This window comes from Mangrovimonas xylaniphaga (genome assembly GCF_001280435.1).
GTDB classification, from domain to species: Bacteria; Bacteroidota; Bacteroidia; order Flavobacteriales; family Flavobacteriaceae; genus Mangrovimonas_A; species Mangrovimonas_A xylaniphaga.
Map to the genome: position 1 here is coordinate 1,849,500 of NZ_LBIP01000013.1, position 15,851 is coordinate 1,865,350.

13 protein-coding genes are annotated in these 15,851 nt (G+C 38.7%); 9 read left to right on the forward strand and 4 right to left on the reverse strand.

Annotated features, from left to right (window positions below; translation table 11 throughout):
- Positions 1 to 230 precede the first annotated feature (230 nt).
- The 8 genes from ZA06_RS08125 to ZA06_RS08160 all read left to right on the forward strand — a co-directional run bounded on the left by ZA06_RS08125 (position 231) and on the right by ZA06_RS08160 (position 11,809).
- Entirely contained in the window at positions 231 to 1,391 is a 1,161-nt protein-coding gene (locus ZA06_RS08125) for a homogentisate 1,2-dioxygenase (protein WP_053976866.1), read from the forward strand.
- A 14-nt stretch (positions 1,392 to 1,405) separates the two neighbouring features.
- Positions 1,406 to 2,566, forward strand: a complete 1,161-nt coding sequence (gene hppD, locus ZA06_RS08130) for a 4-hydroxyphenylpyruvate dioxygenase (RefSeq protein ID WP_053976867.1) — start codon at positions 1,406 to 1,408, stop codon at positions 2,564 to 2,566.
- A 148-nt stretch (positions 2,567 to 2,714) separates the two neighbouring features.
- Positions 2,715 to 3,494 (forward strand): DUF3108 domain-containing protein, encoded by a 780-nt coding sequence (locus ZA06_RS08135; RefSeq protein WP_053977105.1) that lies wholly within the window; start codon positions 2,715 to 2,717, stop codon positions 3,492 to 3,494.
- Positions 3,495 to 3,501: 7 nt separating this feature from the next.
- The gene (locus ZA06_RS08140; protein WP_053976868.1) at positions 3,502 to 4,434 is read left to right on the forward strand and encodes a tryptophan 2,3-dioxygenase family protein; all 933 of its coding nucleotides are present in this window, start codon (positions 3,502 to 3,504) and stop codon (positions 4,432 to 4,434) included.
- A gap of 15 nt (positions 4,435 to 4,449) precedes the next feature.
- Complete coding sequence (locus tag ZA06_RS08145) at positions 4,450 to 5,751, forward strand: peptidoglycan DD-metalloendopeptidase family protein (protein ID WP_053976869.1); 1,302 nt, start codon at positions 4,450 to 4,452, stop codon at positions 5,749 to 5,751.
- 2 nt (positions 5,752 to 5,753) lie between these two features.
- Positions 5,754 to 7,376, forward strand: coding sequence for a glucose-6-phosphate isomerase (gene pgi / locus ZA06_RS08150; protein ID WP_053976870.1), 1,623 nt, complete (start codon positions 5,754 to 5,756; stop codon positions 7,374 to 7,376).
- A 158-nt stretch (positions 7,377 to 7,534) separates the two neighbouring features.
- A complete protein-coding gene (locus tag ZA06_RS08155; protein WP_053976871.1) occupies positions 7,535 to 10,084 on the forward strand; it encodes a TonB-dependent receptor in 2,550 nt (849 codons plus the stop codon).
- 12 nt (positions 10,085 to 10,096) lie between these two features.
- Complete coding sequence (locus tag ZA06_RS08160; protein WP_053976872.1) at positions 10,097 to 11,809, forward strand: choice-of-anchor J domain-containing protein; 1,713 nt, start codon at positions 10,097 to 10,099, stop codon at positions 11,807 to 11,809.
- Between the two features lie 70 nt (positions 11,810 to 11,879).
- On the opposite strand, the gene gldD is transcribed toward ZA06_RS08160, so the two are convergent.
- From gldD to mutY, 4 genes are all read right to left on the reverse strand, one after another.
- On the reverse strand, positions 11,880 to 12,452 hold the full coding sequence (gene gldD, locus ZA06_RS08165; protein ID WP_053976873.1) for a gliding motility lipoprotein GldD: 573 nt from the start codon (positions 12,450 to 12,452) through the stop codon (positions 11,880 to 11,882).
- Positions 12,453 to 12,483: 31 nt separating this feature from the next.
- On the reverse strand, positions 12,484 to 13,794 hold the full coding sequence (locus ZA06_RS08170; protein ID WP_053976874.1) for a gliding motility-associated protein GldE: 1,311 nt from the start codon (positions 13,792 to 13,794) through the stop codon (positions 12,484 to 12,486).
- Between the two features lie 24 nt (positions 13,795 to 13,818).
- Positions 13,819 to 14,256: a single-stranded DNA-binding protein gene (locus tag ZA06_RS08175; protein ID WP_053976875.1), complete on the reverse strand. Its 438-nt coding sequence runs from the start codon at positions 14,254 to 14,256 to the stop codon at positions 13,819 to 13,821.
- A gap of 77 nt (positions 14,257 to 14,333) precedes the next feature.
- Positions 14,334 to 15,380 (reverse strand): A/G-specific adenine glycosylase, encoded by a 1,047-nt coding sequence (gene mutY / locus ZA06_RS08180; RefSeq protein ID WP_053976876.1) that lies wholly within the window; start codon positions 15,378 to 15,380, stop codon positions 14,334 to 14,336.
- Between the two features lie 133 nt (positions 15,381 to 15,513).
- On the opposite strand from mutY, the gene ZA06_RS08185 reads away from it, so the two are divergent.
- Positions 15,514 to 15,804 carry an HU family DNA-binding protein gene (locus tag ZA06_RS08185; protein WP_053976877.1) on the forward strand — a complete coding sequence of 97 codons (291 nt, stop codon included), beginning with the start codon at positions 15,514 to 15,516 and terminating at the stop codon, positions 15,802 to 15,804.
- Positions 15,805 to 15,851: the final 47 nt, after the last annotated feature.

Below are 15,851 nucleotides of genomic sequence, written 5' to 3' on the forward strand. Positions count from 1 at the left end.
TACGATATTTGCAGAAGACCGTGTGGTTTTAAGAGAAAACTATAAGGTTGCAAAACGCTCCTGATAAATATTAAACAAGAATTTTAAGTGACACATTTTTGGACAGGTTTATTGGCGCATCTTCATTTTCTTATCAAGAGAAATCCTGAGTAAGTAGGCGTTTTGTGCCTTCTGCGCAAGCGGCAATGCTGCTTGTTACTTTTTACTTTCAACTTAAAAAATTATTAACAATGCCTTTTTATCATAAACTAGGGAAAATACCCCCAAAACGTCATATACAGTTCCGAAAGCCAGATGGAAGTTTGTATAGCGAGCAGCTTTTTGGGACTATAGGTTTTGATGGGATGTCCACCAACTCCTATCATGAGCAACGACCAACTCAGGTCAAAGCTATTCAAAATCAATATAGCGTCGCTCCAAAAATTGCTAGAGAAAACAATATGCAATCATATCGTTTTAGAGGGTTTCAAGTGAAGCCGGAAAACGATTATTTGGAAAGCAGAAAAACAGTTTTGACCAATAGTGATTGTAGTATTATTTTGGCGGCTCCAAAACAATCCACAACCGATTATTTCTATAAGAATACCGATGCCGACGAATTGATTTTCATTCATAAGGGAACAGGGAAATTACGCACCCATCTTGGGAATCTTGACTTTAAATACGGAGACTATCTGTTGGTGCCAAGAGGCATTATCTATAAAATAGATTTTGATACAGAAGAAAACCGCTTGTTCATTGTTGAGTCTCGTCGTCCTATTTACACACCTAAACGTTACCGTAACTGGTTTGGGCAATTGTTGGAGCATTCGCCTTTCTGTGAACGTGATATCAGGCGTCCTGAAGAATTGGAAACCTATAATGAATCGGGAGATTTTTTAATTAAGGTTAAAAAGCAGGATGATATGTTTGATATGGTGTATGCCTCACATCCTTTTGATGTGGTTGGTTATGATGGCTATTGCTATCCGTACGCTTTTTCAATCCACGATTTTGAACCTATAACCGGACGTATCCACCAACCGCCACCAGTACACCAAACTTTCGAGACTGATGCTTTTGTGGTGTGCAGTTTTGTGCCGCGTTTGTATGATTATCATCCAGAAAGCATTCCTGCGCCATACAACCATAGCAATATTGATAGCGATGAGGTGTTGTACTATGTCGATGGTGATTTTATGAGTAGAAATGATATTGCTGCAGGGCATATTTCATTGCACCCCGCTGGGATTCCGCATGGACCGCACCCAGGAGCAACAGAACGCAGTATCGGAAAGGAAAAAACAGATGAATTGGCGGTAATGGTTGATACCTTTAGGCCATTAAAAGTTACTGAAGAAGCATTAAAAATAGCAGACGAAGATTATTTTAAATCTTGGTTGGAACACTAAAAAAATTAAAGATTATGAGTAAAGAAATTAAGTCGGTTGAATACGGACTGGAAAAAATATTTGAGGGGGCAGAAGACTTTTTGCCTTTGTTAGGAACGGATTATGTGGAGTTGTATGTAGGTAATGCTAAACAAGCGGCTCACTTTTATAAAACTGCTTTCGGATTTCAATCGTATGCCTACAAAGGTTTGGAAACTGGCTCAAGAGATGAGGTGAGCTATGTGCTACTTCAGGATAAAATTAGATTGGTTTTAACCACGCCTTTGAACAGTAAATCACCAATCAACGAGCATATTGTAAAGCATGGAGATGGAGTGAAAGTTGTGGCGCTTTGGGTGGAAGATGCAAGAAGTGCCTATGAGGAAACTACCAAAAGAGGTGCCAAATCCTATATGGAGCCAACCGTTGAAAAGGACGAATTCGGTGAAGTAGTAAGAGCTGGTATTTATACCTATGGAGAAACGGTTCACATGTTTGTGGAGCGTAAAAACTACAATGGACAGTTCATGCCTGGGTTTGTAAAATGGGAATCGGATTATAATCCAACGCCAACAGGTTTAAAATTCATAGACCACATGGTAGGAAATGTAGGTTGGGGAGAGATGAACACTTGGGTGAAGTGGTATGAAGACGTGATGGGCTTTGTGAACTTCCTGTCGTTTGACGACAAACAAATCCATACGGAATATTCAGCCTTGATGAGTAAGGTAATGAGTAACGGTAACGGTCGCATCAAATTCCCAATCAATGAGCCGGCAGAAGGAAAGAAACGTTCTCAAATTGAAGAATATCTTGATTTTTATGAAGGATCAGGAGTGCAGCACATTGCGGTAGCTACAGATGACATTATCAAAACGGTGACTGATTTGCGTTCTAGAGGTGTGGAATTCTTATCAACACCACCGGAAGAATATTACAGCGCAGTTCCTGGAAGGTTGGAAGAGTTCAGTCATGAGCTTCGTGAGGATATTGAAACCTTAAAAGGCTTGGGAATCATGATCGATGCAGATGAAGAAGGATATCTATTACAGATTTTTACCAAACCGGTTGAAGATAGACCAACCTTGTTTTTCGAAATTATCCAAAGAATGGGGGCTCGCGGATTTGGAGCTGGGAATTTTAAAGCCCTTTTTGAATCCATCGAAAGAGAGCAAGAAAAGAGAGGTACATTATAACAAATTTTTAACGTTCCACGTTTTAAAAAACTCCATAAGGCAACTATGGAGTTTTTTGTTTTTTATACATTTGGAACAGTAATTGTTTGTCAGCTTTTTAAACAGCCTCATGATTTGTCAAAAGTTAGGAGGACAAGATACTTTTAACATGAAATTTAATCTTTTTTTTCTCAGTTTTCTTTTCTTTGCGCAAATTGCTTCGGCTCAGGACAAAACGGCTTTTGGCGGAGGCGAATGGTTCAAGTTTAAGATGAGTTACAGTGGCTTTTTAAAGGCCGGTAACGCAACACTTGAGGTGCATGAAAAAATGCTGGATGGTAAAGAAGTATATCATGTAGTAGGTAAAGGATGGACTACAGGAGCCATAGGTTGGTTTTTTAAAGTAGACGACCATTACGAAAGTTATTTCGATAGGGAAACTGGTGCGCCGTATAAGTTCATAAGGAAGATTGACGAAGGTGGACATACCAAGGATATTGAAATCAAGTTTGATCACAATGAAAGCAAAGCTCATGTCAAAAACTATAAAAACGGCGGGAGACAAGTGTTTGCTACAGAAAAGGATGTTCAGGACATGGTGTCGGCGTTTTATTATTTGCGCAACAATTACGATACCGATAAGATAAAGGTTGGAGATGTAGTGAAACTGAACATGTTTTTTGATGAAGAAAACTATGTGTTCAAGCTCAAGTTTTTGGGAAGAGAAACTATCGAGACAGATTTTGGAAAAGTAAAGACACTTAAATTCAGGCCGTACGTAATGGCAGGAAGGGTGTTTAAAGAACAAGAAAGTTTAACGTTATGGGTGAGTGCAGACGAAAACAAGATCCCATTAAAAATTAAAGCAGATTTGGCAGTGGGATCGTTACGGGCAGAACTGGAATCCTTCAGAGGCTTGAAACACTCCTTCCAAATTCAATTTGACTAACTAACATATGGCCAACCCAAATAAATTTGATAATGTCATTGAGGAACTAGAACAAAAGTTCCAATCCATCAAACAAAATACCGAAGACCATTTAAAAGGGCTGCTTTACAGTAAGCCCATTACATATTGGGATTATATCCAAACCGATGCCCTTTTGGGGCTCCAAATCCAGCGCACGCAATTGCCAGATGAAATGGTGTTTATTGCCTATCACCAAATCAATGAACTTTTGTTCAAAATGATTTTGTGGGAAATTGAGCAGGTAGCCGAATGTAAAGAGTTAAAAGCCGATTTCTTTGCAGAAAAGGTAATGCGCGTTAGTCGCTATTTTGATATGTTGACCACTTCTTTCAATATCATGCGAGAAGGTATGGAAGTGGAGCAATACATGAAGTTCCGACATACATTGACTCCTGCCAGTGGTTTCCAAAGTGCGCAGTACCGTATGATAGAATTTGCTTCAACAGAGTTGATCAATTTGATCGATTATAGGTTCCGTGCCACCATAGACAGAAATACACCATATACCCATGCTTTTGAGCATTTGTATTGGCAAGCGGCGGGAAAGGATTACAAAACAGGGAAAAAGTCGACGCTTTTAGTTAATTTTGAAAAGCGCTATAAGGATGATTTCTTGAGATTTATGGAGAGTTACAATACCAAAAACCTTTGGACTAGATTTAAAGAGCTGCCAATGGAAGCTCAAAAGGATGAAAATCTCGTGCAGGCCATGAGGCATTACGACTATACAGTCAATATCACATGGGTAATGGCGCATTACAATACCGCAAGGCATTATATTGAAAGTGGTCTTGGAGACGGAGAAGCAACAGGAGGAAGTGACTGGAAGAAATATATGCACCCCAAATATCAAAGGCGTATATTTTTTCCGGAATTATGGTCGCAGGAGGAGTTGGATAACTGGGGAGAGAATATTTAAAATTGATATAATTTAATGCAAACAAGATTATTAACAGCACTATTTGTGTGTGTGACATTTTTATCATGTAAGGATGATAAAAAGGTGAAAGAAGAGAAAATTGAGCCGTTACAAACTTTTGTTGAACCTGCAGAAATTCACGAGTTCGGATTCAATCTTAACGAGTTTATTGTAAAGCGCGATACCATTAAAAATGGGGATAGTTTTGGAGCTATCATGGAGCGTAATAGAATTGGATATCCTCTTATTTACAATATTGTAGAGAGCGCCAAGGATAGCTTCGATATTGCAAGAAGACTTCAGGTAGGGAAGCCTTATACCTTGTTGTGTTCCAAAGATTCCCTAGAGTTGCCACAGTGTTTTATTTACCAACCTAATCAGGAGGAATATGTGGTAATTAATTTCAAAGATTCTATTCATGCCTATACCAATAGAAAACCTATCAAGTATGTGGAAAAGGAAGCTACAGGAATTATAGATAGTAATATTTCCGAAACTCTGGAATCCCAAGGCTTGAGTCCACGATTGGCCTATAAAATGGCAGATGAAATTTACGCTTGGACTATCGATTTTAGACGTTTGCAAAAAGGAGATCGTTTCAAGGTGATTTATACGGATAAATATATAGATGACAGTATTTATGTAGGGGTAGATCAAATTAAAGCGGCTTATTTTGAGCATAATAATGAGCCTTTTTATGCATTCCAATTTAAAACCGATACCGTTAAGGGTATCGTAGATTACTTCAACGATGAGGCTAAAAACTTGCGACGTGCCTTCTTGAAAGCGCCGGTTCAGTTTGGAAGAATCTCTTCTAGATATAATCTTAACCGCCGAATTGCTTATTATGGTTATAAAGTAAAACCTCACAAAGGAACGGACTTTGCGGCATCCATTGGGACGCCTATTATGGCAACTGCCAATGGTACCGTAACCGAGTCTACAAGACGTGGTGGTAATGGAAAATATGTGAAGATTAGGCATAACGCCACTTACGAAACGCAGTATCTTCATATGAAGGCCCAAAACGTTAAGAAAGGGCAATTTGTAAAACAAGGAGATATTATTGGTTGGGTAGGTATGACAGGTAATACTGGAGGCCCTCACGTTTGTTACCGTTTCTGGAAAAACGGCAGGCAAGTGGATCCTTTAAGGGAAAAATTACCAGAGGCCAAACCTATCTCGGATAGTTTGAAAACAAGATACATGGAATATATTACGCCAATTAGAGCTCGTTTGGATGCCATTCAATTTGAAGGGCTTCAGGAGGATGAAGAATTGTTGGCGGAAGAAACATTAATTACACAAGTAAAATAAAAATGGCATTAAAAGCAATAAACCCTACGACTACAGAGGCATGGAAGCAGCTGAAAGAGCATTTCGAAACCGTTAAAGATGCTCATATGAAAGATTGGTTTGCTCAAGATTCAGAAAGGGCAAATAATATGACCATTTCATGGGACGACTTTTATGTGGACTTCTCGAAGAATAGAATTACAGGAGAAACCCTTGAGCTTTTGCTAAAATTGGCAGAAGAAGTAGATCTTAAAGATGCGATTTCCAAATATTTTGGAGGTGATGTTATTAACGAAACGGAAGGTAGAGCGGTTTTACATACCGCTTTAAGAGCTCCAAAAACTGCTGAGGTTTTGGTGGATGGTGAAAACGTAATGACCGAAATTTATGAGGTAAAGGAAAAGATGAAGGCTTTTACCAATCAAGTCGTTTCGGGAGAGTTAAAGGGGTACACAGGGAAAGCGTTTACCGATATCGTAAACATAGGAATTGGTGGATCTGATTTGGGACCAGCTATGGTTGTGGATTCGCTTACCTATTATAAAAATCACCTAAAGACGCATTTTGTAAGTAATGTTGATGGGGATCATGTGAATGAAGTTATCAAGCACTTAGATCCAGAAACAACCTTGTTTGTGGTAGTGTCCAAAACCTTTACTACTCAGGAAACTTTGTCTAACGCAAGCACCATCAGAAACTGGTTCCTGATCAATGCGCCAGAAGAAGCCGTTGCTCAACATTTTGTGGCGGTATCTACCAATATAGAGCGTGTAAAGGCTTTCGGAATTGATGAAAACAATATTTTCCCAATGTGGAATTGGGTAGGTGGTCGTTTCTCTCTATGGAGTGCTGTAGGTTTGTCTATCAGTCTTTCTGTTGGTTTTGAGAATTTCGACAAGCTGTTGTTGGGAGCTCACAAGATGGACGAGCATTTTAGAACTACCAGTTTTGATAAAAATATCCCCGTGGTTTCTGCACTGTTGAGTGTGTGGTATAATAATTTCTTCGGTGTTGAAACCGAGGCGGTTATTCCTTATTCTCAATATTTAAATCAGTTTGCTACCTATTTACAGCAAGGGATTATGGAAAGTAACGGAAAAAGTATCGACCGAAGCGGGAATCCAGTAAACTACCAAACAGGAACAATCATTTGGGGAGAACCGGGGACTAATTCGCAACATGCTTTCTTTCAATTAATCCACCAAGGGACAAAATTAATTCCAGCTGAATTTATTGGGTTTGCCCAAGCATTGCACGGTGATAAGGATCATCAGGATAAATTGATGTCCAACTTTTTGGCACAAACAGAAGCCTTGTTGAATGGTAAGACAGAGCAACAGGTGAAAGAGGAAGGTGCTACAGGAAGTTTGGTGCCGTTTAAGGTGTTTGAAGGCAACAAGCCTACAACATCTATACTAATTGAGAAATTAACCCCAGAAAGCCTTGGGAAATTGATTGCGATGTATGAGCATAAAATTTTTGTTCAGGGGGTTGTTTGGAATATTTTCAGCTACGATCAATTTGGTGTGGAGTTAGGAAAGCAACTTGCCAATACTATTTTGGAAGACATCAATGCTACAGGAAATGTTAATAGCCACGATGCTTCCACACAAAACCTTTTGGAGTTTTATAAAAAACTTTCTTAACAAATGTTAAAAAACTTTTAACAGCTTTCATGTTTAATTGTTGATGGTTTGATATTAATCGTTAACTTTCAGGTGCTTAATTGCTAATGTTAAGGTAATATTTGATTATTCTTAATAAGTAATTTTGCCAAGACTAATTCAAATTTCAACAATTAAACATGAAAAACATTTACCAGTTACTATGTGCAGCTGCTGTATTTTTATGTAGTTCGGCGCTGTTCTCACAAAGCACTATCAAAGGTAAAATCATCGGTTCAGACTTCAGCGAACCATTACCAGGTGCAAACATCATTGAAAAGGGGACATCAAACGGGACAACCACCGATTTTGATGGAAATTTCACAATTACTACACAAGCAAGTTCGGGAGAATTGGTGATTACCTACGTAGGGTATACCACCCAGACCATTACCTTTAGTGGTGATCAGGACTTTGGAGTCATCACTTTGGAGTCTAGCGAGGTTGGGTTGCAGGAAGTCCAAATCATTGCTTCTGTGGCCGTAGATAGGAAAACGCCGGTAGCAGTGTCTACGGTAAAGGCAGAAGAAATCGAATTGAAATTGGGTACCCAGGAATTTCCTGAAGTTCTAAAATCAACACCAGGGGTGTATGCTACTAAATCTGGAGGAGGTTTCGGAGATGGTCGTATCAATTTGAGGGGGTTTGAATCCGATAACGTAGCGGTTCTAATTAACGGTATACCGGTAAACGATATGGAAAATGGTCGGGTATATTGGAGTAACTGGGCAGGTCTGTCTGATGTCACAAGTTCAATGCAGGTGCAACGTGGTTTGGGAGCTTCCAAAGTAGCGGTGCCTTCAGTTGGGGGAACAATTAATATTCTTTCAAAAACGACCGATGTGGAAGCTGGGGGGAATATTTCTACCCAGGTTGCCAATGATGGGTACTTTAAGGTTGGAGCCACCTATTCAACAGGATTGATGGATAATGGTTTTGCAGCTACCATTTCAGCAGCAAAAACAGACGGAGATGGATATGTAGACGGTACGGAATTCAATGCTTTTTCATATTTTATTAACTTGTCAAAGGAGATAGGGGATGATCATAAATTGTCCTTTACAGCTTTTGGGGCAAAGCAACGCCACGGACAACGTCAAAATAGACAGTTAATTTCTACCTATCGAGCAAGTGAAAGTGGTAAGCGTTTTAATGCTGATTGGGGGTATAAAAACGGACAGGTAACGCATCAGGAAGATAATTTTTATCATAAACCACAGTTGTCTTTAAACCACTATTGGAATATTTCAGATGCTACCACTTTATCAACGGCTTTATATGCTTCCTTTGGATCTGGAGGTGGAGGAGGTTTCACTGGCACTAACAAGTTTGGCTTAGGCGAAGGAGGCGTGAGTGATTACAGGTATGGTTTGTATGGACCAATCAACTTTGATAAAGTTGTTGAGGAAAATGAAGAGTTAGGAGCGTTTGGTTCGGAGACGATTCTTAGGGCCTCACGTAACGACCATATTTGGTATGGAATATTGTCTACCTTGAAAACAGATTTGACTGATAATTTAGTATTGTTGGGAGGATTGGATTTGAGAAATTATAAAGGCATCCACTTTACCGAATTGACAGACTTGTTAGGAGGACAACATTTTGCTGATGACAGTGATGAAAACAACCCTAATGGCACCTACCAAGTTGGTGATAAGATTTTATACTACAATGATGGACTTGTAGGTTGGCAAGGGCTATTTGGCCAATTGGAATATTCTCAGGATAGATTAGCTGCATTTGTATCATTAGCAGCATCCAATACTTCTTATAAACGTATAGATTACTTCAATTATTTGGATAGTGATCCACTTCAGGAAACAGACCGTTATAATTTCCTAGGGTATAGTGCCAAGGGAGGGGCTAACTTCAATTTAACAGATAACCATAACGTTTTTGCTAATATTGGCTATTTTGAAAAAGCGCCAGGTTTTGATGCTGTTTTCTTGAATTTTGATAACGAGCATATCAATGATGGGGCTGAGAATCAAAAGATTTTTAGTGTGGAATTTGGCTATGGTTTTAGAAGTGATAAACTCTCAGCTAATATAAACCTTTATAGAACCGCTTGGAGGGACAGAACAGAAACTTATAATTTTCAACAACCAGATGGTACAAATTCAACAGCCAATATTTTGGGGGTAAATGCCATTCATCAAGGGTTGGAGATTGATTTTGTGTATAAGCCATTTGAAAATTTAAGAGTGACTGGTATGGCCTCATTTGGCGATTGGAGATGGGAAGATAATGTAGAAAATGTTCAAATTTTCGATGATGAGCAAGAATTGGTTGATACTGTTGATTTGTTTATCAAAGATTTGCACGTTGGGGATGCGGCCCAAACTACTTTCGCATTAGGACTTAATTATGAAATTATGAATGGTACCAATCTAATGGTAGATTATAACTATTATGATCGTCTATATGCCGATTTTGATCCAAGTGACAGAGGCTCAGCAGGTGCGCCCGATGCATGGGAAGTGCCAGCTTATGGTTTGTTTGATATGGCCTTGTCTCATAAATTTGACTTTGGGCCTTTTGATATGCGTTTGATAGGAAGAATGAACAATGTATTCAATACTGAATATATTTCGGATGCCTTGGATGGAACTGGGTCTATTTCTTCCACAGCATTGGTATATTATGGCTACGGTAGAACCTTTAGTGTGGGAGCTAAGCTTAACTTTTAAAAAAAGATTGACATGAAAAGAATAGTTTATTTATTATTTGTATTGATAGGAGCCACGTTTATAGGCTGTGATCCTATGGGAGACATTTATAATGATTTAGATGATCAGAATAGTTCTGCTGTAGTAGGTACAGATGAGTATACATTAACAGAAGATGATTACGAGGCTTTAGATTTGACGTATGGAAGTTTCGATTCTGAAGACGATGCTCGTGAGATGATTCCAGGATTGTTGGCCGATATGTACCCTTATTGGGGGGCTGGTTCTCAAGTATTGGTGTCGTATAATTTATATGTAGGGGATGCTGAAGGTTTAAGTGATTTTACAGGTGCAGATGTCTATCAATTGACCACGGCGGATTATGCAGCTTCAGGCAGTGATGCTTTTGGGTACTATCCAAATGTTGATGCTACAGAAGAGATTATCTCGGTCTTGGATGCTCAAATTTCATCTCCTTCCGAAGGGCAAATTGTGTTGGCGCAATACAGACAGTATTTGGAAATCCCGGAAGTAGGCTTTGCTAATTTATATGAATATGGTTTTAACGGTACTCTAGATGGATTTGAGAGTGTTAATGTGCTTGGTGATCAAGTGTGGGAAGCGGCCTCTTTTGGAGGTGTGGAATATGCCTATATGAGTGGATACGATAGTGGAAGTATTGTTAATGAAGATTGGTTGATTTCTCCTGAATTGGATTTGTCGGGTGAGTCCGATGTTAGAGTTCAAATTAACCAAGCAATCAATTACGCTAGTGACTTAGCGCTATTGGGGGTCTGGGTGTCATCAGACTATACGACGGGAGGAGATGTTTCATCTGCTACTTGGGAATTGATTGATTTTGCAAATGCTCCTGCGGGAAATAATTGGAGTTTCGTGTTGTCTGAAGATTATGATTTGTCTGCTTATGATGGGGAGACCATCCACATTGCTTTTAAATATGAATCTACTACCGAAGAGGCTGCTTCTTGGGAAATAGATGAGTTATTCGTGAAATCACTGGGTGTTTCAGGGGATTACGATTCCAAGGGAGAGTATTTTGTGTATTCTGAAGGTGCTTGGGAAGTAATGGAGGATGTCTATTATCTAAGTTCCGAAGATTATAACTCTATGGGAGAAGGGGCTGGTCAACCAGGACAATATGATAACTTTAGTAGTTCAACTCCAGCGGATAGCTATTTGCCTACTTTCTTGAGCATCAAATATCCCTATGCACAAGAAGAAGATCAAATTTTTGTAATCTATAAGTACTATTCAAGTTCGGCAGGAGCGGTTCAAATAAGAGGAAATTCATATACTGTGATTGAAGGGGAATGGACGCCTCATGCATCTACGGTGGAAACCACTCTTCAGTTTGGACATGATGGGACGGAATGGGTGCCAGATAACACGATTCAATACACTTTAACAAGGGATGATTACGACTATATAGTATCACAATTAGAAAACGAACCGGGTTATGAAGCGGCTACCTCAAGTATGGACAATTATGGAAACTTGGACAGAAGGCCAAGTCAGGCGGCTTATTGGAGTGATGCTGATACTCAAAATAGCGCGGGTATTACGGATATGATTGCAAATGCAATGGGGGTTTTATTGGATCATATTGATCCTGCTGCCGAAGAGGAGCAAAAGTACCTTTTAACTTATGATATATATAATGGAACCAATACTACCGAAAGTATAGCGATGATTAAAGTTGGTGGTGCCTGGGTTAGAAATGACTAAAAGAAACCACGATTTTTGAATTAAAAAAGCCATCAACACGTTGATGGCTTTTTCTTTTATATATAAACAATTAATTCCAAGTAATGGTTTCCATGATATGCTTAATGTCGTTTTTTAAATACACGGCAGCAGGATAAATGGAATCGTAATTTGGTTTTGCGTAAAAGTACAAAGAACCCGTTAGGAAGTGATTTACGCTGTCTGTAACGTAGAATTGCGATTGGCTGGCGGCATTGCCTCCAACTTCGTAAAACATCCCGAAAACGTTATGTAATTTGTTCTCGTAAGGTTGTTCGATAATCTCATCAGCTTTCACAACATGTTTTTGGGTAAGGTTTTGGGCATCCTTAATCAGGGACTCCAAATTCTCCTTAGTAACCTGTTTATAGGTTAGGTAAATGGTCCCTTTCATTTCTGGATACTGAATGTCCAAACCAAAAGTGTTTTTGGATTTATCTACCTTAATATTGTCAATGTCTTCAGCTATTTCGTTTTGTTCAAATGAGAAAGGCAATGCAGTCTGTACCGTATGGTAATTTGCTTGGGGATAATCTAAACGTAAAAAAGCCTTTGGTTTTGGAATCGGGTCTTCTGCGCATGATAGACAAAGTCCTGCCAAAATAACTGCTACTAATCTCTTCATTTTAATATGATATTATCCTAAAAAGGAACTTTTAGGCGTCTAAAATAGTAAACTTTACTTGCTTAATGCGTTTTTTATCTAAAGCCTCTATGGTAAAAACGTAGTTTTTGAAATTTATTTTACTGTTGCGCTTAGGGAACAGCCCAGAAATTTCAAGAACAAATCCGGCGATCGTTTCGGCTTCGCCTTTATGGTCTTCAAAAATAGATTCGTCATCTATCTTGATGATTTTGTAAAAGTCCTTTAAAGGGGTTTTGCCTTCAAAGGAATAGTTCTTGTCGTCAATAATGGTATATGACAAATCATCGTCGTCATACTCGTCGCTAATGTCTCCAACAATCTCCTCGATAACATCTTCCAAAGAAATAACGCCTGATGTCCCACCATACTCATCAACCACAATGGCTAAGTGCACTTTTTTGCTTTGGAATTCCAACATTAAATCGTCCAATTTTTTGTTTTCAGGAACAAAAAACGGCTCTCTGAGCAACGTTGTCCAGTCAAACTGTTTTTTGTCTATGTGTGGTAGTAAATCTTTTACATATAGAATCCCGATAACGGAGTCGATACTATCTTTGTAGACAGGGATTCTGGAGTAACCATTTTTTGTGATTTGTTCAATGACTTCACTATACTTTTGATCGGTTTGCAAAGCGAAAATGTCCATTCTAGGTTTCATCACCTGTTTGGTATCGGTATTTCCAAAGGAAACGATTCCCTGTAAAATTTTGTGCTCTTCGCGAGTGGTGTCTTGTTCACTTGTGAGTTCCAAAGCCTGTGACAATTGATCGACACTTAAATTGGATTTTTGCTTGCCCAATTTGTTGTGGATGGCAATGGTGATGTAACGCATTGGCAAAGTGATGGGGGTGAAAATAACATCCAAAACTTGGAGCGGAATGCTCATAAAAGTGGAGAACTTTACCCTGTTTCTGCTAGCGTATATTTTAGGGATGATTTCTCCAAACAATAAAATAAGGAATGTAATCACAACTACTTCCAAGAAAAATTTCATCCAATAGCTTTCAATGGAAGCAAATAGGTGTTCGCCCAAAAATGCAAACAAGATTACAATGCCCACGTTTATAAAATTGTTGGCAACCAAAATGGTGGCCAATAACTTTTTGGGGCGTTCCAAAAGGGTGGAAATAATTTTAAAAGTATTGGGTTTTTCTTCTAGACCGTTATCGATGTCTGATCGGGTCAATGAAAAGAAGGCAACTTCTGCCCCAGAAATAAGGGCGGAACATATTAATAAAACAACAAGCAGTACAATTCCAGAAATTAAGGGAACGTTGATGGAAATTAAAGGTAATATGAAACTCGGGGGTTCAGGGTCCAATTCAAAAGAGATTAGTTAAACAAATTAAAATGGAAGATCATCATTGTCATCCATTGTATCTGGAGCCATTGGCTGTGCTTGTGGCATTTGCGGCTGCTGGCTTGATCCCGAATTCTGGGATTCGCCTTTTGTGGTTAGAAATGTAAAGTCGGTACAGTGTATTTCCGTAGAGTAGCGGTCCATGCCTTTTTCATCTTGCCATTTTCTGGTCTTGATGCGGCCTTCCACATAAATACGGTCACCTTTGGTTAGGTATTTTTCGCAAATCTCTGCGGCTTTGTTTCTTACCACAATATTGTGCCACTCGGTATTGGTGATGCGTTCGTTGGTTTGTCTGTTGGTGTATGTCTCATTGGTTGCCAAAGGGAAGCGGCCCACACAATTGCCTCCTTCAAAATAATGTAGTTTTACTTCATCTCCCAAATGCCCAATAAGCATCACTTTATTTAAGGTTCCAGACATATAATTTGTGTGTTTGTATTAGCAAAATTAACCATTTTTCAATGACTTTCTTAAAAGTAAGAAAAATTTGTGAGTCTTTATAACGGGAATCGAAATTCATCCAAAAAGTTGCCAATCAGTATTGGTGCGGGGAACTCTTTCAGCTTAGAAATTGGTAGGCCCTTTTCGGGTAATTGGTCTATTTCAACAATCCAAAACTTGGTGTGTAAATGTTGGTGAGATAGTTTGTGAACAATCGTGTCCTTATTATATAAGGAGAATTCAAAATCCAAATCCTGGAAATAATCCATTATTGTTGGATGGATTTTAAAGTTTGAGGATGTTAAAGGCTGCTCGGTTTCTATAAGGGGGAATTGATAAAGGTTTTGCCAAATCCCTTTTCCTGTACGTTTTTTAAAAATGGTTTCTCCTTTAGAAGATATCAAGACCAAAAAGTTGAAATGCTTTTTGCTGACCTTTACTTTCTTCAGCTTTACAGGGAGTTCGGTTACCGTTTTGGTTTGAAGTGCCACACAGCTTTCCTGCAAGACGCATTGGCCACAATCTGGATTGTTGGGCTTGCATTGCATGGCTCCAAATTCCATGATGGCCTGATTATATTCGGAGGGATTGTGGCTGTCAAGTAGCGAGGTTGCCAATTCTTTAAATTCCTTGATGCCTTTTGTACTATTAATAGGAGTGTGAATGCCAAAGTGTCTAGCAAGTACTCTATATACATTTCCGTCTACCACAGCAGCGGGTTCGTCAAAGCAAATGGAGGCGATGGCGCTGGCGGTATAATCGCCTATACCTTTTAATTGTAGCAGCCCTTTATAGTTGTTTGGGAATATACCTTGCAAGTCATTGGCAATATATTTAGCTGTAAAATGAAGATTCCTAGCTCTAGAGTAATACCCTAGACCTTGCCATAGTTTTAAAACGTCCTGTTCGTTGGCGTTGGCAAGCTCGAATACGGTGGGAAATTCCTTAACGAAAGCTTCATAATAGGGTAATCCTTGTTTGATTTGGGTTTGTTGTAAAATAATTTCGGAGAGCCAAATGTGATATGGGTTTTTTGTTTTTCGCCATGGAAGACTTCGTTTATTTATTGAGTACCAGTGAGTTAATTTCTCCTTAAAATTCATTTCAAATTTTTAATTTTTGCGAAAATAATCCTTTATAAGCTTAAATTTTAATTAATTAGGTTTGAAATATTGAAATTAAAATTCCTATATTTGCATCCCTTAATAATTAATAATAACCCTAAAATTAAATACGATGACAAAAGCTGATATAGTAGCGAAGATTTCCGACAAATTAGGAATGGAAAAAGGCGACGTGCAAGCAACAGTAGAAACTTTCATGGAAGAAGTAAAGGCTTCTTTAGAGAATGGAGACAATGTATATTTAAGAGGTTTTGGAAGTTTCATCATCAAAACTAGAGCAGAAAAAACAGGAAGAAATATTTCTAAAAATACAACTATCAAAATTCCTGCTCACAATATCCCAGCGTTCAAACCTGCAAAAGTATTTGTAGAAGGCGTAAAAACAAACGTAGAAGTTAACTAACTTTTTAACCTAAATATTAATTTTTAAAATACAATTTTATGCCAAGT